We start from the raw sequence: 21,155 nt of genomic DNA on the forward strand, positions 1-21,155 counted from the left end.
CAATTGAGTAAAAAAGAAAAAATGGAGGAGTGTACATGAAAAAAAGTAAAGTTTTGACAGCTCTTTTAGTTAGTACGTTTGTACTTGGTGCATGCGGCAACGGAGGGGATAAAAAAGAGGGTAGTTCTGGGGGAGATAGTGAGTTAGTTAGAGAATACAATAATGTATTTGCGACTGATTTGGAAACACTAGATTATACGTTTTCTTCACGTAAAACAAATAGTGATCACTATACGAACTTTGTTGAAGGCTTGTTAGAAAATGATCGCTATGGCAATTTGGTTCCTGCAATGGCTGAATCATGGGAAGTTAGCGAAGATGGCTTAACTTATACGTACCATATCCGTGAAGGTGTCCAATGGATGGATAGCGAAGGTAACGAATACGGTGCAGAAGTCACAGCACATGATTTTGTTACTGGTCTAAAACATGCGGTTGATAGTAATTCTGAAACATTGTACATCGTAGCCGATAGTATCAAAGGTTTAGCTGAGTATATTGACGGAAAAACGGATGATTTTTCTACAGTTGGTGTAAAAGCTGTGGATGACTATACTTTAGAATATACATTGAATCAACCAGAATCTTACTGGAATTCCAAAACAACTTATGGCACATTATATCCAATTAACGAAGAATTCTTAACATCTAAAGGGGATGACTTTGGAAAACCTCAACCAGATGGAATTCTTTACAATGGACCATTTATCTTAGTAAATAACACAGCAAAATCTGTGATTGAATATGAAAAAAATGAAAGCTATTGGGATTTAGATAATGTTCACATTGATTCAGTCAAATGGACATTTAATGATGGTAGTGATCCTGATGGTTTATTTAAAGCCTATCAAGATGGCACGTTGACAGCTGCTCGTGTTTATCCAAACTCAGCAGGTTATAAAGATGTTGTAGCAGAGTATCCCGATGCTATTACATGGTCAGATACAGGTGGTTCTACCTTTAATATGACGTTTAACTTTAACCGTGGTACATTTGATGCAACGTCAAAAACAACGGATAAAGAAAAAGAAGACACACAAAAAGCGATTCGTAATCGCAATTTCCGTTTAGCTATGCTTTTTGGATTTGATAAAACTGCATACAATGCTCAAAATGTTGGAGAAGAAGGCGCATCAAGAAGTTTACGTAATACTTTAGTGCCAACTGAATTTGTTTCAATTGATGGTAAACCTTATGGAGAAACTGTTGAAGAGAAACTAAAAGCACTTGATTCCGAAGCGTTTGGTGATATTGATTTAGCAGAAGGCCAAGATGCTTATTACAATGCTGAAAAAGCGAAAAAATATATGGACTTAGCAAAATCTGAATTAGAAGCAGATGGCGTAGAATTTCCAATTCACTTAGACTTCCCACAATTAGAAACACGTGAAACAAACGTGAATATGGCGAAATCATTGAAACAAACAGTTGAAGCTGCTTTAGGCAAAGACAATGTTGTTATTGATATTCAATTGTTAAATCAAGATAAATATTTAGCGGCGACTTATCAAGCAACTACTGGTGAAGCTGGCGACTTTGATATTTCTAATGCCTCTGGTTGGGGACCTGACTATGTTGACCCATCTACTTACTTGAATATTTATAATTCTCGTACAGGAGAAAATATGAAAAATCTTGGTTTAGAAGGTTCAGAAGTAATTCAAGGTGAAGATCCATCTAAAGATGCCAAAGAAAGTATTAACTTAAGTGAATACGATGCTTTATTAGATAAAGCGGCAGCAATTACTGATAATACGAATGAACGTTATACAGATTATGCAGATGCGGAAGCTTGGTTATTAAATAATGTCCTACAAATTCCAATTTATGCAGATGAAGGTGTGCCTCGTATCACAAATGCTGTACCTTATACTAAACCAGATGGTTGGGCAGGAATTGCAGCCGATAAATTGAAATACATTGAACTTCAAGATAGCGCAGTGACTGTGGAACAATATGACAAAGCACGCGCTGACTGGGAAGCAGAAAAAGAAAAATCAAAAGAAACAGCAGAATAGTTTAGAACAAGTAAAAAAGGCTTTTTAGCCTTTTTTGCTTACATATTTAGAAAGTAGGGGAAGTAATTTGAAGCGATACCTTTTATTTAGGATATTACGATCAATCCTCAGTATTTTCCTAGTCACAACACTAACGTATACAATTATCTATTCGTTAGTTCCTCGTAGAGCTGTCTTTCAAGATGATGTTCAATACGGGAAATTAAAAGGAAAACCTGATGAATTAGCAGAATATGAAAATACAGCGTTCAGTAAGATGGGATATATTGAATATTACAATTCAAAAAAATTAGTTGATACTGTGAAAAAAGAACATCCAGAAGTTTCTGGAGAACCAACAGCAGAAAATCAACAAATTTTAGAAGAATGGACAAAAGAAAATGGGTGGGATTTAAAACAATTCCCGCTTAATAAAACGTACTATGCTACGAAAGATGTTCCTTTACCAAAACGTGTGTATCGTTTTTATGCCAATATGCTACAAATTGATCATCCATGGAAGGTGCAAGATCCAGATAATACGGATATGAAACGCTCCCTACGTATTACGAACGATGAATTGGCAGGCTGGGCTTTAGTTGGTTCAGGTACGCAATATAAATATCAAATCTATTTTGATAAACAATTTCCGTATATTCATCAAAATATCGTGCACTTAGACTTAGGGATTTCTTACCCTACCTTTGCTGGTCGTAATGTAACAGAAGTGATTGGCGGTGGACAAGGAAAATCAGACAGCCAAGAAGTGACCTTTGCAAATGGTAAGACTTCTCGTTCTTCTGTTGATGTTTATTCAAGACAATATCAAATGACGAGCCAATTGTCAGAAAGAGACAAACAATTGTATGGTGATAATTATGCACATACAGATAAAAATTACCGAGATCCATCAATGATTGGAATTTCATTCAGAATGGGTGTTATTGCGGTATTGCTTGCTTATGGAATTGGGATTCCTTTGGCAATGTTTATGGCTCGTTTTAAAGGGAAATTACCAGATAAAATGGGAATTGGATTGGTCACTGTGTTAATTTCAGTACCAAGCTTAGCCTTTATCTATTTCTTCCGCTTTATCGGTAGTCGTTTATTTAATCTTCCAGATTCATTCCCGACATTTGGTGCCGGAGATATTCGTTCTTATATATTACCAACAGTTATTTTAGGGTTATTATCGATTTCAAATATTATTATTTGGATTCGTCGTTATATGATTGATCAACAATCCGCAGATTATGTAAAATTTGCCAAAGCAAAAGGATTGAATTCACGCGAAATTGCGCGCAAACATATCTTTAAAAATGCTGCAATTCCAATTGTTAACCAAATTCCAATGAGTATTATTGGTGCTATTACTGGAGCAACAATGACTGAAACAATTTTTGCTGCACCTGGCATGGGTAAAATGTTACCCGATGCCATTCAAGCACATAATAATCCAGTTGTAATGGCGATTGTTTTTGTCTTTACCACTGTCGCAGTTACCTCTGTATTGATTGGTGATTTAGCAATGGCGATGGTTGACCCAAGAATTAATTTAGCAGAAGGAGGGAAATAACCGTGGAAACTTCAGAAAAGAAAATCAATGACGGCTTTACTTTTGTTTCAACTGATTCCCTGACTTCGGAAAAGATTGATACACCAACATATTCTTATTGGCGTTCAGTAGGAAGAAAGTTTTTTTCTAGTAAGGTAGCTATTGCAATGCTCATTTTAATGGTGGCTATTTTATTAATGGCGTTTATTCAACCTATGTTTAGTGGGTATGACTTTATGAACGTAGATGATATTAATGACTTTTCAAAACGATACAATCCACCAAGCATGCAAGAATGGTTTGGTACAGATAAAAACGGGATGTCTTTATTTGATGCTGTCTGGGCTGGGGCTAAAACATCGATTTCAATCAGTGTGTTAGCAACCTTAATTACCACAGTGATTGGTGTGGTTGTTGGCGCAATTTGGGGCACTTCTAAAAAAATCGACCGGGTTATGTTAGAAGTGTACAACGTTATTACTAACGTACCGCAATTATTAATTATCATGGTACTATCGTATACGTTTGGTAGTGGTTTTTGGAACTTGATTTTTGCGATGTGTGTTACAGGATGGCTTAACACGGCTTATTTCATTCGTGTTCAAGTAATGATTATGCGTGATCGAGAATATAACTTAGCGTCCAAAACATTAGGTACACCATCTATGCGAATGATTGTCCGTAATATCTTACCGTATTTAACATCAATTATTGTGACGAATGTCTCACAGTCATTGCCAGCGTTTATTTCTTATGAAACGTTCTTATCCTTCTTAGGTGTTGGTTTAAGTGCTGACGTTCCATCATTAGGTAAATTAATTTCAGAATACACAAATAACATGAGCAACTACCCGTATCTATTTTGGATTCCAGTTACTGTTTTGGCCTTAGTTTCTGTTTCTCTTTACATTGTTGGACAGACATTGGCGGATGCTGCTGATCCAAGAACACATATGTAAGGAGGCACACTATGGAGAAAAAAACAATTTTAAAAGCTGAAAATATTTCTGTAAGCTTTAGAGTGCGTAATCGCGAGCTACGTGCAATTCGAAATGTTTCGCTTGAATTGAAAGAGCAAGAGACACTAGCCATTGTTGGTGAATCTGGCTCTGGAAAATCTGTGCTTACCAAAACATTTACAGGTATGCTAGAAACAAACGGTTCAATTACAAGTGGAACAATCGAATATCAAGGTAAAAATTTAGCAGCTTTGAAAAAAGATGAAGAATGGGATGGCATTCGAGGAAAAGAAATTGCGACTATTTTCCAGGACCCAATGACTTCGTTAAATCCAATTAAAACAATTGGCTCACAAATTACAGAAGTTATTATCAAACATCAAGGGAAATCAGCTAAGGAAGCCAAAAGAATGGCCATTGATTTAATGGACCGTACAGGTATTCCCAATGCTGAAAAACGATATGATGAATATCCTTTTCAATACTCTGGTGGGATGCGTCAACGAATTGTTATAGCGATTGCGTTAGCTTGTCGTCCTAAGATTTTGATTTGTGATGAACCAACGACAGCTTTAGACGTAACTATTCAAGCTCAAATTTTGGAGTTAATTCGTGAATTACAAGAAGAATATAAATTTACAACAATTTTTATCACACATGATTTAGGTGTGGTAGCAGCAATTGCTGATAAAGTTGCTGTTATGTATGCCGGACAAATTATTGAAACAGGAACCGTAGAAGAAATTTTCTATGATCCTCGTCATCCATATACATGGAGCTTGTTATCGTCATTACCACAATTAGGTCAAAAAGGGGACGAACTTTATTCTGTTCCAGGAACACCACCTTCTTTATATAAAGAAATTAAAGGAGACGCCTTTGCGCCACGTAGTGCTTATGCAATGCAAGTTGACTTTGATAATGAACCACCTATGTTTCAAGTAACAGAAACGCATTTTGCTAAAACATGGTTGCTTGATCCTCGTGCGCCGAAAGCTGAAAAACCAGAGCTGATACAAGGGCTGCATGAAAAATTAGTCGCATTAACAGAAATAACTGAATTAAATGATGGAGGGGAAGTTCGTGTCTAAAGAAAAAGAAGTCATTTTATCGGTTAAAGATTTAGAGATTACTTTTGGTGAAGGTAAGAAAAAATTTGTTGCCGTACAAGATGCCAATTTTGATATTTACAAAGGAGAAACTTTCTCTTTAGTTGGCGAATCCGGCTCTGGAAAGACAACCATTGGCCGTGCGATTGTTGGATTAAATGAAACCAGCAATGGCGATATTCTGTTTGAAGGAAAACGGATTAATGGAAAATTAACCAAAAAAGAACAAGAAGATAAAATTCGTAAAATTCAAATGATTTTTCAAGACCCATCGGCTTCTTTAAATGAGCGTGCGACTGTCGAATATATTATTTCTGAAGGATTGTATAATTTTAACCTGTTTAAAAATGAAGAAGAACGTATAGCAAAAGTTGAAAAGTTAATCGAACAAGTTGGTTTATTACCGGAGCATATGTATCGTTATCCACATGAATTTTCTGGCGGACAAAGACAACGTATTGGTATTGCTCGGGCATTAATTATGGAACCATCACTAGTTGTAGCGGATGAGCCTATTTCAGCATTAGATGTGTCTATTCGTGCACAAGTATTAAATCTATTGAAAAAGTCACAAATAGAAGACGATGTTACCTATTTCTTTGTAGCCCATGATCTATCTGTGGTGCGTTTTATTTCTGACCGTATTGCGGTTATTCGTGCAGGAAGAATTTTAGAATTAGCAGAAACAGAAGAGCTTTTTATGAATCCATTACATCCATATACAAAAGCATTGTTATCGGCTGTCCCAATTCCAGATCCAATTTTAGCACGTAAGAAAAAATTAGTTGTTTATAATCCCAATATGCACGATTATTCAAAAGATAAGCCAGGTTTTGAAGAAGTAAAACCAGGTCATTATGTCTATGGAAATGCACTAGAATTAGCAGGTTATCGCGCAGCTGTTAAAAATTAGGGTAAAAGTGGTGAAAAAAGATGGGGGTCTTAAAGGCATATCGCTTTAGAATTTATCCCGATGCAGAACAAAAACAGTTTTTTATTCAAACATTTGGTTGTGTTCGTTTTACCTATAACCATCTTTTGATGCATCGCAAGCAAAACAGTGAAAGTAAATTAACGCCAGCTCTATTAAAAAAAGATTATCCGTTTTTAAAAGATACAGATAGTTTGGCTTTGTCGAATGCTCAACGTAATTTAGAGAAAGCATTTCGTCGTTATTACAGTGGTCAAAGTGGTTTTCCAAATTTAAAAAATAAATCGAATATGTGGCAATCATATACAACAAACAATCAAAAACATACGATTTATTTTGAAGATGATAAGTTGAAATTACCAAAACTAAAATCACTTGTCGATGTGAATTTGCATCGTAAAATAAAAGGCGAAATTAAATCAGCAACAATTTCTGCTAGAAATACAGAAGAGTTCTATGTTTCAATTTTATGTATCGAAGAAGTTGAAAAATTAGAAAAAACACATCGTAAAATTGAGATTTCATATTGTCCTAGACATCTGGTTCATTTTTCAGAAGAAATTTGTCCGATTCACTTTAATCAAGAAAAATTATTGGGACAAATTAATCACGCGAAACGGAAATTACGATTACGTGCAAAAATTGCGAAGAAACGGAAAGTTTTATTAGCAAATGCTAAAAATTATCAAAAACAAAAAGAAAAAATGAATCGACTTCTGGTTCGACGCAAATATAAAAAGGAAGATTTTATTAATCAGCTCTCTTATTTTCTAGTCGAGAATTTTGATTACATTTTCGTGCAAGAGAATAATTCAGAGGATAAGTATCTGAAACAGGAATTTACGTCAAATGATTGGCAACAGTTTTTAAGTAAGTTGCGTTATAAATCAGAGTGGTATGGAAAACAAGTAATTATTAGCTAAACCAAAAAGTAAGGTAAGAACTGGAAGGGGCGCCAGGGATAGCCTAGGTTATAGAAAAAATTGAACGATTTTTGTTTCTAGGAATTTCTGCCCACTAATTATGAAAAATCATAAAAAAGAAGCGTCGAGCATTGCTCGTACGCTTCTTTTGTTTATCTCGTTACTAAAAATTTTTCAGGTAATCGTTGAATTAAAAAGACACCCAGTGTTCCAGCGACTACAGCTTTAATAATTTCTGGAATTAAGAAAGTAATAAAGCCACCTGAAAGGGCAGCAGCCCATGTCATATCGGTAGCAAATTTTAGCCAAATACTTCCAAATAACAAGGTAATGATAAAACCAATTAAGTTAGCTGAAATAACCCAAAAATAGGTTGTAGGGACTTTTTTTAATAAGGTACCAAGGATAAGTCCTGTGAATACAAAACCGATTAAATAGCCACCTGTTGGCCCTAGAATAGAAGCAATACCGCTACCAAAGCCAGCATAGACAGGCAAACCGATGAGACCGAGTAATAAATAAATGATAATTGCCCAAGTTCCCACTTTACGTCCTAAAATCGTAACGGTTAAACCGACGATAAATGTTTGCATACTAAATGGAACTACGCCAATAGGAATCACAATTTGTGAAAAAACAGCAATGATTCCAGCGAATATGGCTGCTGTAATTTGTTCTTTTAAAGATAATTTCATACATACACTCACTTTCTGTAAACCTAAAATTTTATTTTTGTTAACGATGGATTGAGTATGGCATAACGTTAACCTTGTGTAAATAAATAGTTAACAAAAAAAGACAGCTGCAAGAGCTGTCTTCATGTTTATAATTCTTTGATGATTGATACTAAAAATGACCCAAATTCTTGTGTTGACAATTCAACTGCATCATTCATGGCATGAGCAAAATCTGATGTCACTTTTTTCGTGCGAATCGCTTCTTCAATTGCTTTTGTAATCAAATCAGCTGCTTCTTGCCAACCAAGATATTCTAATAACATTCCCCCTGAAAGGAGTAAAGAACAAGGATTAGCTTTCCCTTGTCCAGCAATATCGGGTGCAGTTCCATGTGTTGCTTCAAAAATAGCATATCCTGTGTCGTAGTTGATGTTACCACCAGGAGCAATTCCAATCCCACCAACTTGAGCAGCTAAGGCGTCTGAAATATAATCACCATTTAAGTTACAGGTTGCAATCACATCGTATTTTTCAGGATACAATAAAATTTGTTGTAAGAAGTTATCAGCAATGACATCATTCACGATGATTTTCCCTTGAGCTTTGGCTTCGTTTAATGCTGTATCCGCAGCCTCAGCACCATCCGTTTGTTTGATTGTTTGATATTGATGCATTGTAAAGCACTCGTCTTTGTAGGTCGTTTCTGCTAATTCATAGCCCCACAATTTGAAGCCACCTTCTGTGAACTTCATAATATTTCCTTTATGAACCAAGGTTACTGTTGGACGCTTTTGCGCAATTGCAAAATCAATTGCCGCACCAATTAATCGTTTGCTACCTTCTTCAGAAACAGGTTTCACCCCAATGGCTGCAGTTTCTGGGAAGCGAATATTTTTTACCGCAAATTGTTCTTGTAATAGTTCAATCAATTGTTTGGTTTCAGCTTCGCCTTTTGCAAATTCAATACCTGCATAAACATCTTCTGTATTTTCTCGAAAAATCACCATATCCGTTTTTTCAGGCTCTTTGACAGGAGAAGGTACACCTTCAAAATAACGAACGGGACGAACACAAGCAAATAAATCTAACGTTTGACGTAAAGTAACATTTAATGAGCGGATTCCACCACCGACTGGAGTAGTTAAAGGCCCTTTTAAGGCAACTTTTGCTTGTTCAATGGCATCTAATGTGTGGTCAGGCAACCAACTGCCTGTTTCTTCAAAAGCTTTTTCACCAGCTAAAATTTCTTGCCAGAAAATTTTCTTATCATCGCCATAGGCTTTTTCAATTGCCGCATCAAATACAGGTTGTGAAGCTGCCCAAATTTCAGCACCAACACCATCTCCCGCAATAAACGGGATGGTTGGTGTATTTGGAATGGTACGTTGACCATTTGTTACAGTGATATATGTCATAAAATTTCTCCTAGCTTATAGTAATTTATCGTTTGAGACAGTGTTACGCCATTTTTTTACGGATCACCATTGGTAAAATACCTTGATTTTTCCAATAGCGAATATCTGCAGGGGCGTCAAAGCGTAGACGAGTAGTGAAACGAATCTCAGTTCCATCGGCTTTTTTAGCAATGACATCAATTAATTGTTGGACTTCGGGTTCTTCAGGTAGGAAGATATCAAATGTTTCTTCCCCATTTAAACCAAGTGATTCTGCGGTATCACCATTTAAGTATTCCAATGGAACAACACCCATCATCACTAAGTTACTACGGTGGATACGTTCAAAACTTTCCGCTAAAACAGCTTTTACGCCTAATAATTGCGTTCCTTTAGCTGCCCAGTCACGAGAAGAGCCCATACCGTAATCTTTTCCTGCAAGGACAATCCCACCAATATTGTTTTCTTGATATTTCATCGACGCATCGTAAATCGACATTTCTTCTCCAGTTGGTAAGTATCTAGTAACGCTACCTGTACTTCCAGGAACTAATTGGTTTTGTAGACGAATATTTCCGAATGTGCCACGCATCATAATTTCATGATTACCTCGACGAGAACCAAATGAGTTGAAATCACGATAAGTGACACCTTTTTCTTTTAAGTATTTCCCAGCAGGAGAATCTAAACCAATACTTCCAGCAGGAGAGATATGGTCGGTTGTTACGGAATCAGCTAACTTAGCTAAGACGTGTAGATTTTCTAGTGTTCCTTGTTTGGGTAATTCTTTGGTTAAACCATCAAAGAATGGTGGGTTCGCAATATACGTTGATTCTTCTTCCCATTCGTAACAGTCACTAGTTGTTGTTTCGATTTCATTCCAACGTTCATTGGCATCAAATAAGTGCGAATAAGCTTCTTTAAAGGCATCCGGTGAAACATATTTTTGGATACAGTCTTGTACTTCTTCTGCACTTGGCCAAATATCGTTTAACATCACGGGTTGGCCATCGTTACCAATTCCTAGTGGTTCTTTAGTCAAATCTTTGCGGACTGTCCCAGCTAATGCGTATGCGACAACTAATGGCGGTGAAGCAAGGTAGTTCGCTTTGATTAATGGATGGATACGGCCTTCAAAGTTACGGTTTCCTGACAAAACAGAAGAAACTAATAACTGTTCTTCTTGAATCGCATCTGAAATAGCGTCATCTAAAGGACCAGAATTTCCGATACATGTCGTACAGCCATAACCAACTAGGTAAAAACCTAATTTTTCCAAGTAAGGCAATAAACCACTTTTAGATAAGTAAGAAGTAACGATTTTTGAACCTGGTGCTAATGATGTTTTGACATAAGCAGGTACTTTTAAGCCCTTTTCAACAGCATTTCTAGCAAGCAAGCCAGCTGAAAGCATAACGAACGGGTTACTTGTATTTGTACAGCTAGTAATCGCAGCTAATAAGACATCTCCAGTATGGATCAGATTATCTTCTTTATCCCATTTGATTTCAGCAGTTTTCTCTAATTCTTCTACTGGTAAACCAAAGCCTTTTGGACCTACAGGTGCTTGAATAGATTGGTCGAAATCTTCTGCTACATTTGACAATGTAATCCGGTCTTGTGGACGTTTTGGTCCAGCAAGTGATGGTTGGATGTCATCTAAATCAATGGTAATGACTTTTGTATAGGTTGGTACAACATCTTTGTCGTAAAACAAATGATTTTCTTTGGCATAAGTTTCTACTAGTTCAATTAATTCAGGTGAACGACCAGTAGTTGCCATGTAATTTAATGTTTCTTCATCAATTGGACAGAATCCACAAGTTGCACCATATTCAGGGGCCATGTTTGCCAAAGTGGCACGGTCTGCTAAACTTAATTCAGAATAACTTGTTCCAAAATATTCAACAAATTTTCCTACTACTTTTTCATTACGTAAACGTTCAGTGACCGCAAGTGCTAAGTCGGTTGCTGTTGTTCCAGCTGGAAAAGAACCAACGAATTCAACGCCGATAACTTCAGGTGTTGGGAAGAAAGAAGCTTCTCCTAAAATAGCTGCTTCGGCTTCAATTCCGCCAACGCCCCAACCTAGAACGCCTAATCCATTAATCATTGTGGTATGTGAGTCTGTGCCTTGTAATGTGTCTGGGAATAATAAAATTTTACCATCCACTTCTTTACTGATGACAACATCAGATAAAGATTCAATGTTTACTTGGTGAATGATTCCAGTTTCTGGAGGTACCACTTCAAAATCATTAAACGATTGTTGTGCCCATTTTAAGAATTGATAACGTTCTTGATTACGTTCAAATTCTCTTTCCGTATTAATCGCAATTGCTTCAGGACGACCAGAAGCATCAACTTGAACGGAATGGTCAACGACTAAGGTAACGGGAATTTCAGGATTGATGTCTGAAGCATTTCCTCCTAGTGAAACAATTGCATCACGCATCGCAGCTAAATCTACGACAGCAGGAACGCCAGTAAAATCTTGTAAGACAACGCGGGCTGGTTTAAAAGGGACAACTCCTTGAGGGGTATCTGGGTTCCAATTCACTAAAGTGTCAATGTTTTCTTCAGTTACGTCTTCACCAAGATGGCGAGCAACACTTTCTAGTAGAACACGAATAGAGTAAGGTAAAGCGGCTAAGTTTCCATTGTATTCTTTCACTACATCAGCAATTGCACAATAATCATATTCAGTACTATTTAATTTTAAATGTTTCTTCCAATGCATTAAAATGCCTCCAATTCTATTTTAGAGTCTTAGTATAATTATACGTTTTTATTCTGAAAAAGCAAATCAATAAATTTTAATTCTTTCATTTTTAACTTATCATGTTATAATGGTTTCCATAATTTGTTTTAAAAAAATGAGCAAAATTATCAAAAGAAGGTAGAATAGGAGGAAAAAAAGTGGGAGAATATCAAAATTCCTTTCCAAGTTTAGAAGAACTCGCTTTAAGATGTTATGCAAATGATAAAATAGATGTGCAACTTTATACAGAAAACGATGTAAAGCGGGGGTTGCGTGATAACAATGGAAAAGGGGTCGTTGTTGGGCTGACAAACATTTCAACAATTTATCCGGAAAAGATTGTCAACGGTGAGGAAATTCCAGGTGTAGGTGAGTTACGTTACCGTGGAATCGATATCGATGAATTGGTGAATGGCTTCGTTTCAGAAGGGCGATTTGGTTTCGAGGAAGTTGCATATTTATTACTTTTTGGAGAGCTGCCTTCAGATAAAGAATTGTATGATTTTCAAGAAATTATTGCTAAAAGACGTACTTTACCAACTAATTTTGTACGTGACGTGATTATGAAAGCTCCGCCAGAAAGTATCATGAACAGCTTATCTCGTAGTATTCTAACCTTAGCTAGTTATGATGATAAAGCTGATGACGTAAGTATTGAGAACGTTTTAGATCAAAGCTTAAACTTAATTGCCGTTTTTCCAATGTTAGCAGTGTATGCCTACCATGCATATAATCATTATACAAAAGATGAAAGTATGTACATTCATCGTCCGCAGATTGGATTAAGTACAGCTGAAACAATTTTAACGATGTTGCGCCCAGATAAACAATATACCCCACAAGAAGCACAAACTTTAGATATGGCATTAGTGCTACATATGGAACATGGTGGAGGAAATAACTCTACGTTTACTACACGTGTGGTTACTTCTAGTGGTTCGGATACGTATTCAACGATTGCTGCAGCGTTAGGCTCATTAAAAGGTCCAAAACATGGCGGTGCGAATATTAAAGTGACGCAAATGATGGAAGATTTAAAAGACAAGGTTTCAGATTATTCGGATGAAGATGCTGTCCGTCAATATTTATCAGATATCTTAGATAAAAAAGAATTTGATAAAAAAGGATTAATTTATGGCATGGGTCATGCGATTTATAGTGACAATGATCCTCGTGCGGCGATTTTCAAACGCTATGTATCTAAATTAGCGGAAGAAAAAGGCGCAGAAGCTCAAGCAGAATATAATTTATATACGTTGGTTGAACGAGTGGCACCAGAAATTATTGGAGAAAAGCGTCGAATGTACAAAGGAGTTAGTGCGAATATCGACTTTTTCAGCGGATTTGTTTATAGTATGTTGGGTTTGCCGTCTGAATTATATACGCCAATTTTTGCTATTGCTCGGATTGTGGGTTGGTCAGCACATCGGATTGAAGAGTTAATTAATGCACAAAAAATTATGCGTCCAGCTTACAAAGAAGTATCTGTGGATCGCCATTATCAAACGTTAGAAGAACGTTCACTGGAATCAATCCATAAAGGTGCATAAAAAAGATACAACGCTAACTACTATTTAATAGCAGTTAGCGTTGTGTTTTTTTGATAAAAAAACATCCAAAACTCTGTAAATAAAGTTTTGGATGTAAGAATAATTTTCTTATAGTTTTTGGTTGTAGTATTCAACGACTAAAGCTTCATCAACTTCAAGAGTTAATTCGTCACGTTCTGGTAAACGAGTTAATGAGCCTTCTAGTTTATCAGCATCGAAGCTTACAAATGCTGAGCGACCAACAGTTGCTTCAACAGCTTCTTTAATAGTAGGAATACCTTTAGATTTTTCGCGAACGCCGATCACTTGACCAACTTCAACGCGGAATGAAGGGATATCAACACGCTTGCCATCAACAGTGATGTGACCGTGGTTAACTAATTGACGTGCTTGACGACGAGTAGTTGCTAAACCTAAACGGTAAACAACGTTGTCTAAACGACGTTCTAATAATACCATGAAGTTAACACCGTGTTTTCCTTCTTTAATTTTGCTAGCTTGTACGAATAAAGTACGGAATTGACGTTCATTCATACCATACATATGACGTAGTTTTTGTTTTTCGTTTAATTGCAATCCATATTCAGAACGAGAGCCACGACTGTTTGGTCCGTGTTGTCCTGGTGCGTATGGGCGACGAGCTAATTCTTTTCCAGTGCCAGATAAAGAAATACCTAAGCGACGAGAAAGTTTCCATGATGGTCCTGTATAACGAGACATTTAAAAATTCCTCCAATAAAATAAGTTTTTTGGAGTAAAATAATCCGATGAAAAATTCACAATACGTGTAGTTCGTTCTTCAACCTTCACCTTCGCAGCCGCGGTTACGCAATTGCACCCGTAGAGGGCAACGAACTGGTGACGTATAATTATTTTTCTGCTGCATTATTTTACACAAAGAATAGTATATGATAAATCAAGCGAAATTGTCAAGCCTAATTCACTGGTCATTACAGACTGTTTTTGTAAAATTTGTGAAAAATACGATGGAAATAAAATAATGTTATTTCATAGAGGTTGGAAATTTTCGCTTATATTATCACAATGTACGTTAAATAAAATAGCGGATGAATGAAATTCAAGCGATAAAAATCCATGAAACAGAAATGAAAAGTAGGGCTAACCTTTGATAAATACGCTTTTATGAAAAAATAATGAAAGAGGACGAGAAAAAAAGAAAAAGAAAGTAATCTTTTTCACAAAATTCTTTACAAATGAAATGTTTCTCTTTAAAATGAGAGAGTAAGTTTGAAAAAAAGAAGCGAAGGTGAAAAAAATGATGAATCCAATCTCCCCCTTGTTTGAAAAAATTGATTCGTCCATCGGTAAAAAAGTGGATCTAATCGAAAAAAGTTATGTACGTTATGCTGTGCGTGCGATGTTGGCCTGTTTATTTTTAACGTTAGGAACGGCTATTGCTTTTTCGATTGCGATGAAAGGCGAAGATATTGCACATGGGTTAGGGAAAATGTTATATGCATTTATGTTTAGTTGGTCATTGGTAATGATTTTGTATATGAATGCGGAATTAGGAACGTCGAATATGTTATATATGACGGTTGGTGTTTATCGCAAACGTTTGTCAGTGAGTCTCGCTTGTAAGATATTATTCACATGTATTCTCTTTAATTTAATTGGTGGTATTTTGTTTGGTTATTTAATATCGCTAACCGGTCCATTCCAAAATTTACCAGCTGATAATTATATGTTTGAATCTATTGCGGCGAAACTAAATAAATCAACTATCCAAATTCTCGTTGAAGGTGTTTTTGCAAATATTGTCGTAAATACGGCTGTTTTAGTAAGTATGCGTATGAAAGATGATGCCAGCAAAGTATTGTCAATTATCTTTATCATTTTCATTTTCGCTTTCTTAGGATACGAGCACGTTATCGCGAATTTTCCAGCATTTTCACTTGCTTATTTTGCTTCTCATGGAACGATTGAAGCGATGACTTTTGGGAATGTTATTCATAATTTAACTTTTGCTTTAATTGGAAACTATATTGGTGGGGGACTAGTCGTAGGATTAGTATATGCATGGTTAAATAATTCAAAATCAAATTATGTTGATTAAACAATTCAAAAAAGGTTGCTGCATCTTTCGAGGTGTAGCAATCTTTTTTTACGTTAGAAAAAAATCAAGAATGTTGAAAAGACAAGATAACTATGTTTTAGTAGTAAGTAAGAAATAAAAGAAAGCGAGTTAACAAACGTGGAACGTAAATTATTTGCCTTTGATATTGATGGAACGCTTTTAGATTCAACGAAACAAGCTTTGCCGAGTACTGTCACTGCACTAGAAGAATTACGAAAAGCAGGACATTTTGTAACCGTAGCCACTGGTCGCAGCCGTTACTTAGCTAAACCAGTGATTGAAACATTTAAATTTGATAATTATATTCTTTGTAATGGTGCTGCGGCTTTTATGAATCACAAACAAGTTTATAAAAATTTATTGCCGCAAGAACAAGTTCGTGCATTTCTCAAGGAAGCGCATGACATGTTGATTGATACGTCGTTTATTGGTTTAGATGTTTCGAAACGTTCAACAACTTTTGACCCCGAGCGAATGGAAGAAGCAATGAGTTCTTTTGGTTCGATGACCCCTGATTTAGATCCAACATTTCTGGATACTGCTGATGTTTATCAAGTTTTGGCTTTTTATGATGCTCAATTGGAACATTTTTTTGATGATAAATATCCAGAGTTGCATTTTGTTCGTTGGCATGAAAAATGTGTGGATGTCATACCAAAAGGAGGTTCAAAAGCGACGACTATCTTACATGTAGCTGAGCAAGTTGGTTTAACAAAAGACGACGTCATCAGCTTTGGTGATGGCATGAATGATCGAGAAATGTTAGCTGCTTCAGGCGTGGGTGTGGCGATGGGAAATGCATCAGATGAAGTTCGTCAATATGCCGATATGATTACTTCAGATAATGACAATGATGGCATTTGGAAAGCATTGATGGAGTTAGGTTTTTTAACAGGAAAGTAGGAGGAGTTCACTATGAAAATTGCGTTAATTGCTCATGATCGTAAAAAAGACTTAATGGTAAAATTAGTTGGTGCTTACAAACATATCTTGGAGCAACATGAACTTTTTGCAACAGGAACCACAGGCGGTAGAATTCAAGATGAGACGGAATTGCCGGTGCATCGCTTTAAGTCGGGACCACTAGGTGGAGATCAACAAATTGGTGCGATGATTTCAGAAGATGCTTTAGATATGGTGATTTTTTTACGTGACCCACTAGCTGCCCAACCACATGAACCTGATGTGACGGCATTAATCCGTTTGTCAGATGTCTATGAAATTCCGTTAGCAACAAACATTGGGACGGCAGAAATTTTGATTCGTGGCTTAGAAGCTGGCTTTGCAGATTTTCGAGAAGTGGTTCATGAATTAGATCATACACCGTTGTCCTTTTAACTTTCTTAAAAGAGTTTGGAATCCCAAACTCTTTTTTTTCTACTCTAAAACCTTTATAATGGGGAAAGATGTTAATAGAGAAGAGGAAAATATGTGCGGGTTTTATTTATTGGTGATGTAGTTGGGTCATTAGGAAGAGAAACAATTACGGATTATTTACCTAAGTTGAAAAAGGTTTATCGTCCTCAAGTCACAATTTTAAACGGTGAAAATGCGGCAGCTGGTCGTGGAATCACTGAGAAAATCTACAAAAAATTTTTACAAGATGGTGTTGATGTAGTCACACTTGGTAATCATACATGGGATAATCGAGCAATTTTTGACTTCATTGATGATGCAAAAAAAATGATTCGCCCAGCAAATTTCCCAGAAGCAGCACCAGGAAAAGGGATTGTTTATGTGAAAGTCAATGCAATTGAATTGGCGGTTATTAATTTACAAGCACGTTCGTTTATGGTGGATATAGATGATCCGTTTAAAAAAGCGGATGAATTAGTAACGGAAGCGCGTAAACGGACACCTTTCATTTTTGTTGATTTCCATGGTGAAACAACGAGTGAAAAACAAGCGATGGGATGGTATTTAGATGGTCGTGTCTCAGCTGTTGTAGGTACGCATACGCATGTGCAAACAAATGACGCACGAATTTTACCGCAAGGCACTGCATATTTGTCTGATGTTGGTATGACAGGACCTTATGATGGGATTTTAGGTATGAAACGTGAAGCGGTCATTGAGAAATTCTTAACTGCTTTACCACAGCGATTTGAAGTTGTGGAACAAGGCCGTAGTATTTTGTCGGCATGTATTATTGAAATTAATGAACAGACAGGAAAAGCCAAATCGATTCAACCGATTCAAATTAGTGAAGATCGCCCGTTTACAGAATAATCAAGAAGCGAGGGAAAGATGTTGAGTCCTTTAGAGCAAGAACCACAAATTCAGCAGGAATTAACTGTCTTACTAGATTTATTAGCAGAACATGAAATCATCAAAGAGTTCAAAAAAGTGCAAAAAAAAGCACGTCAAAATGCACACTTAAAAGAAATTGAAGAAGCGATTAAACGTGCACAAAAAGATGCGGTCCAATATGCCCACTATGGCAAACCAGAAGCAGAACGCCAAGCGATTGCCCGTATTAATGAATTAAATAAAGAGTATGCCGAGCATCCATTGGTGATTGCTTATCGCGAAAAATTAATGGAAGCGAACGATTTATTGCACTATGTAACAACTAGCTTGCAACAGCAAGTGAATCAAGCAATTGAGGAGGAAGAAACAAATGCCTCAAAAAACGAAGCATACCCCAATGATGGAACAATATTTTAGCATTAAGGCTCAATATCAAGATGCTTTTTTGTTCTATCGCTTAGGGGATTTTTACGAATTATTTTATGAGGATGCGCTACAAGTTGCGCAATTATTGGAATTAACTTTAACCAGTCGCAATAAAAATGCTGAGGACCCTATCCCGATGTGTGGAGTACCGTATCATGCAGCTGCGAATTATATTGATACTTTGGTTGAACAAGGCTACAAAGTTGCGATTTGTGAGCAAGTTGAAGATCCTAAAACAACTAAGGGCATGGTCAAGCGAGAAGTTGTTCAATTAGTTACACCAGGTACAGTCATGGATGGCAAAGGATTATCTGCGAAAGATAATAATTTTTTGACTGCTTTAGCATTTGACGGTACACACTATGGATTTGCTTACGTTGATTTGACAACCGGTGAATTACGTTCCGCAGTTTTGGAAGATGAAGAAGCGGTTTTGAATGAAGCGTCCGCTTTGCAAACCAAAGAAGTGGTGTTTACTAGTGACATTCCAGTAAGTGTTAGTGAATTATTAGAAAGTCGCTTAGGAGTGATTTTTTCTACGCAAGAAGCTTATGAAGAAAATTCAGAGTTTCAATTTCTAACTAGCGAATTAACGAATCCTTTAGAAAAAGAAGTGACTGGCAAACTGTTAAGCTATTTAGCAGTTACACAAAAACGCAGCTTAGACCATATTCAAAAGGCGGTCGCTTATCAACCAGATCATTTCTTGAAAATGGACTATTATTCAAAATTTAATCTGGAACTAACGCAATCCATTCGTACAGGAAAAAAACAAGGAACCTTACTATGGTTGTTAGATGAAACAAAAACAGCAATGGGTGGTCGTTTGTTAAAACAATGGTTAGATCGCCCGTTAATTCAACAAAGCCAAATCACTGCGCGTCAGAATCAAGTCGCTTCGTTAATCCATGCCTTTTTTGAACGAGCTGATTTACAAGAAGCGCTAACGAAAGTCTATGATTTGGAACGTTTAGCTGGCCGTGTGGCATTTGGTAGTGTCAACGGTCGCGATTTAATTCAATTACGAACATCTTTACAACAAGTGCCGTATATCCATGCTATTTTATCCGGAATTGACCATGGAGAATGGTCGGAACTATTAACTCGTTTAGAACCAATGGATGATTTAGTCTCGTTGATTGATACAGCGATTAATGAAGACGCACCCCTACAAGTTACGGAAGGCAATATTATTAAAAATGGCTTTAACGATCAATTAGATCAATACCGAGAAGCCATGCGTAATGGAAAAAAATGGTTAGCTGAGTTAGAAGCCAAAGAGCGTCAAGCTACCGGAATTAAGAATTTGAAAGTTGGTTTCAATCGCGTGTTTGGTTATTACATTGAAGTGACTAAATCGAATTTGACTAATTTGGAAGAAGGGCGTTATGATCGCAAGCAAACGCTAGCTAATGCGGAACGATTCATTACACCGGAATTAAAAGAATTAGAAAAATTAATTCTAGAAGCAGAAGAACAATCAGTTGATTTGGAATATCGTTTATTTTTAGAAGTTCGAGAAGAAGTAAAAAAAGCCATTGATCGTTTACAACGTTTAGCTAAAGCGATTAGTAGTGTCGATGTGCTCCAAAGTTTTGCGACAATTAGCGAACGTTATCAATATATTCGTCCAGAACTCAATACGGAAAAAATATTAAACATCGTTGACGGTCGCCATCCAGTCGTAGAAAAAGTATTAGGTCATCAAGAATACATTCCTAATACGATCGATATGAATCAGGAAACGTTAATTCTCTTAATTACTGGACCGAATATGTCTGGTAAAAGTACGTACATGCGTCAATTGGCTTTAACTGTAGTGATGGCTCAAATTGGCTGTTTTGTTCCAGCACAGTCTGCTAATATGCCGATTTTTGATCGTATCTTTACGCGAATTGGCGCTAGCGATGACTTGATTGCTGGTCAAAGTACGTTCATGGTCGAAATGATGGAAGCTAATCAAGCATTGCGTTATGCGACACCGAATAGTTTAGTGTTGTTTGATGAATTGGGACGAGGAACTGCTACGTATGATGGCATGGCCTTAGCTCAAGCGATTATTGAATACATCCATAAAGAAGTCCAAGCTAAAACACTCTTTTCAACTCACTATCACGAACTTACCGTGTTGGATGAAGAATTACCACGTTTACGCAATATTCATGTCGGTGCTGTCGAAAAAGATGGAGAAGTTGTGTTCTTGCACAAAATGATGGAAGGTCCTGCAGATAAAAGTTATGGTATTCATGTGGCGAAGATTGCTGGATTACCACACGAACTATTGCAACGGGCAGATGTCATTTTACAAGCGTTGGAAGAAGGACACAACTCACCAACGTCGCCTCTTGTAGAAAAACCAATTATAATAGAAGAAACAGAACAATTATCTTTATTTGGAGAAGGAAATCCACAAGAGCAGAAAGTGTTAGAGCAGCTACAAGCCTTAAATGTTTTAGAAATGACCCCGATGGATGCGTTAAATGCGCTGTATGAATTAAAAAAACAAATGTCAAAATAGAAAGAAG

The 21,155-nt window shown here is 36.7% G+C and carries 17 protein-coding genes; 13 read left to right on the forward strand and 4 right to left on the reverse strand.

Features of this window, described 5'->3' with window-relative positions; translation table 11 throughout:
* Positions 1-35 precede the first annotated feature (35 nt).
* The 6 genes from AC4BC7_RS14020 to AC4BC7_RS14045 all read left to right on the forward strand — a co-directional run bounded on the left by AC4BC7_RS14020 (position 36) and on the right by AC4BC7_RS14045 (position 7,474).
* The gene (locus AC4BC7_RS14020; protein ID WP_207942161.1) at positions 36-2,018 is read left to right on the forward strand and encodes a peptide ABC transporter substrate-binding protein; all 1,983 of its coding nucleotides are present in this window, start codon (positions 36-38) and stop codon (positions 2,016-2,018) included.
* Positions 2,019-2,085: 67 nt separating this feature from the next.
* On the forward strand, positions 2,086-3,573 hold the full coding sequence (locus tag AC4BC7_RS14025) for an ABC transporter permease (protein ID WP_490503138.1): 1,488 nt from the start codon (positions 2,086-2,088) through the stop codon (positions 3,571-3,573).
* A 2-nt stretch (positions 3,574-3,575) separates the two neighbouring features.
* Positions 3,576-4,511, forward strand: a complete 936-nt coding sequence (gene oppC / locus AC4BC7_RS14030) for an oligopeptide ABC transporter permease OppC (RefSeq protein ID WP_207942159.1) — start codon at positions 3,576-3,578, stop codon at positions 4,509-4,511.
* An 11-nt stretch (positions 4,512-4,522) separates the two neighbouring features.
* Entirely contained in the window at positions 4,523-5,602 is a 1,080-nt protein-coding gene (locus AC4BC7_RS14035) for an ABC transporter ATP-binding protein (protein ID WP_207942158.1), read from the forward strand.
* On the forward strand, positions 5,595-6,533 hold the full coding sequence (locus AC4BC7_RS14040; protein WP_490503139.1) for an ATP-binding cassette domain-containing protein: 939 nt from the start codon (positions 5,595-5,597) through the stop codon (positions 6,531-6,533). The genes AC4BC7_RS14035 and AC4BC7_RS14040 overlap by 8 nt, the downstream gene beginning before the upstream one ends.
* 20 nt (positions 6,534-6,553) lie before the next feature.
* Complete coding sequence (locus tag AC4BC7_RS14045) at positions 6,554-7,474, forward strand: RNA-guided endonuclease TnpB family protein (protein WP_490503140.1); 921 nt, start codon at positions 6,554-6,556, stop codon at positions 7,472-7,474.
* 152 nt (positions 7,475-7,626) lie between these two features.
* On the opposite strand, the gene AC4BC7_RS14050 is transcribed toward AC4BC7_RS14045, so the two are convergent.
* The 3 genes from AC4BC7_RS14050 to acnA all read right to left on the reverse strand — a co-directional run bounded on the left by AC4BC7_RS14050 (position 7,627) and on the right by acnA (position 12,285).
* Positions 7,627-8,169 (reverse strand): biotin transporter BioY, encoded by a 543-nt coding sequence (locus AC4BC7_RS14050; protein ID WP_207942155.1) that lies wholly within the window; start codon positions 8,167-8,169, stop codon positions 7,627-7,629.
* A 128-nt stretch (positions 8,170-8,297) separates the two neighbouring features.
* Positions 8,298-9,566: an NADP-dependent isocitrate dehydrogenase gene (icd, locus tag AC4BC7_RS14055; RefSeq protein ID WP_207942154.1), complete on the reverse strand. Its 1,269-nt coding sequence runs from the start codon at positions 9,564-9,566 to the stop codon at positions 8,298-8,300.
* A 43-nt stretch (positions 9,567-9,609) separates the two neighbouring features.
* The gene (acnA, locus tag AC4BC7_RS14060) at positions 9,610-12,285 is read right to left on the reverse strand and encodes an aconitate hydratase AcnA (RefSeq protein ID WP_207942153.1); all 2,676 of its coding nucleotides are present in this window, start codon (positions 12,283-12,285) and stop codon (positions 9,610-9,612) included.
* Between the two features lie 179 nt (positions 12,286-12,464).
* Here acnA and AC4BC7_RS14065 point away from each other — a divergent pair, with 179 nt between their 5' ends.
* A complete protein-coding gene (locus AC4BC7_RS14065; protein ID WP_490503141.1) occupies positions 12,465-13,856 on the forward strand; it encodes a citrate/2-methylcitrate synthase in 1,392 nt (463 codons plus the stop codon).
* 108 nt (positions 13,857-13,964) lie between these two features.
* Here AC4BC7_RS14065 and rpsD read toward each other — a convergent pair whose 3' ends face one another.
* Positions 13,965-14,576: a 30S ribosomal protein S4 gene (gene rpsD, locus AC4BC7_RS14070; RefSeq protein ID WP_207942151.1), complete on the reverse strand. Its 612-nt coding sequence runs from the start codon at positions 14,574-14,576 to the stop codon at positions 13,965-13,967.
* 559 nt (positions 14,577-15,135) lie between these two features.
* On the opposite strand from rpsD, the gene AC4BC7_RS14075 reads away from it, so the two are divergent.
* The 6 genes from AC4BC7_RS14075 to mutS all read left to right on the forward strand — a co-directional run bounded on the left by AC4BC7_RS14075 (position 15,136) and on the right by mutS (position 21,148).
* Positions 15,136-15,933, forward strand: coding sequence for a formate/nitrite transporter family protein (locus AC4BC7_RS14075; RefSeq protein WP_207942308.1), 798 nt, complete (start codon positions 15,136-15,138; stop codon positions 15,931-15,933).
* 138 nt (positions 15,934-16,071) lie between these two features.
* Positions 16,072-16,857 (forward strand): Cof-type HAD-IIB family hydrolase, encoded by a 786-nt coding sequence (locus AC4BC7_RS14080; RefSeq protein ID WP_207942150.1) that lies wholly within the window; start codon positions 16,072-16,074, stop codon positions 16,855-16,857.
* A gap of 12 nt (positions 16,858-16,869) precedes the next feature.
* Positions 16,870-17,292 (forward strand): methylglyoxal synthase, encoded by a 423-nt coding sequence (mgsA, locus tag AC4BC7_RS14085; RefSeq protein WP_207942149.1) that lies wholly within the window; start codon positions 16,870-16,872, stop codon positions 17,290-17,292.
* 93 nt (positions 17,293-17,385) lie between these two features.
* Positions 17,386-18,183: a TIGR00282 family metallophosphoesterase gene (locus tag AC4BC7_RS14090; protein WP_207942148.1), complete on the forward strand. Its 798-nt coding sequence runs from the start codon at positions 17,386-17,388 to the stop codon at positions 18,181-18,183.
* 18 nt (positions 18,184-18,201) lie between these two features.
* Positions 18,202-18,621 carry a YlbF family regulator gene (locus AC4BC7_RS14095; protein ID WP_207942147.1) on the forward strand — a complete coding sequence of 140 codons (420 nt, stop codon included), beginning with the start codon at positions 18,202-18,204 and terminating at the stop codon, positions 18,619-18,621.
* Positions 18,575-21,148, forward strand: a complete 2,574-nt coding sequence (mutS, locus tag AC4BC7_RS14100; RefSeq protein ID WP_490503142.1) for a DNA mismatch repair protein MutS — start codon at positions 18,575-18,577, stop codon at positions 21,146-21,148. Before AC4BC7_RS14095 ends, mutS begins: the two co-directional genes overlap by 47 nt.
* Positions 21,149-21,155 lie beyond the last annotated feature (7 nt).

It is taken from the genome of Enterococcus sp. AMC1623 (genome assembly GCF_058216495.1).

Excerpts from the sequence above, each read along its gene's own strand:
- AC4BC7_RS14045 (WP_490503140.1), top strand. The coding sequence starts at position 6,554 with ATGGGGGTCTTAAAGGCATATCGCTTTAGAATTTATCCCGATGCAGAA.
- acnA (WP_207942153.1), bottom strand. The coding sequence starts at position 12,285 with ATGCATTGGAAGAAACATTTAAAATTAAATAGTACTGAATATGATTAT.
- mgsA (WP_207942149.1), top strand. The coding sequence starts at position 16,870 with ATGAAAATTGCGTTAATTGCTCATGATCGTAAAAAAGACTTAATGGTA.
- AC4BC7_RS14095 (WP_207942147.1), top strand. The coding sequence starts at position 18,202 with ATGTTGAGTCCTTTAGAGCAAGAACCACAAATTCAGCAGGAATTAACT.
- AC4BC7_RS14035 (WP_207942158.1), top strand. The coding sequence starts at position 4,523 with ATGGAGAAAAAAACAATTTTAAAAGCTGAAAATATTTCTGTAAGCTTT.
- mutS (WP_490503142.1), top strand. The coding sequence starts at position 18,575 with ATGCCTCAAAAAACGAAGCATACCCCAATGATGGAACAATATTTTAGC.
- AC4BC7_RS14050 (WP_207942155.1), bottom strand. The coding sequence starts at position 8,169 with ATGAAATTATCTTTAAAAGAACAAATTACAGCAGCCATATTCGCTGGA.
- icd (WP_207942154.1), bottom strand. The coding sequence starts at position 9,566 with ATGACATATATCACTGTAACAAATGGTCAACGTACCATTCCAAATACA.
- AC4BC7_RS14020 (WP_207942161.1), top strand. The coding sequence starts at position 36 with ATGAAAAAAAGTAAAGTTTTGACAGCTCTTTTAGTTAGTACGTTTGTA.
- rpsD (WP_207942151.1), bottom strand. The coding sequence starts at position 14,576 with ATGTCTCGTTATACAGGACCATCATGGAAACTTTCTCGTCGCTTAGGT.
- AC4BC7_RS14075 (WP_207942308.1), top strand. The coding sequence starts at position 15,136 with ATGAATCCAATCTCCCCCTTGTTTGAAAAAATTGATTCGTCCATCGGT.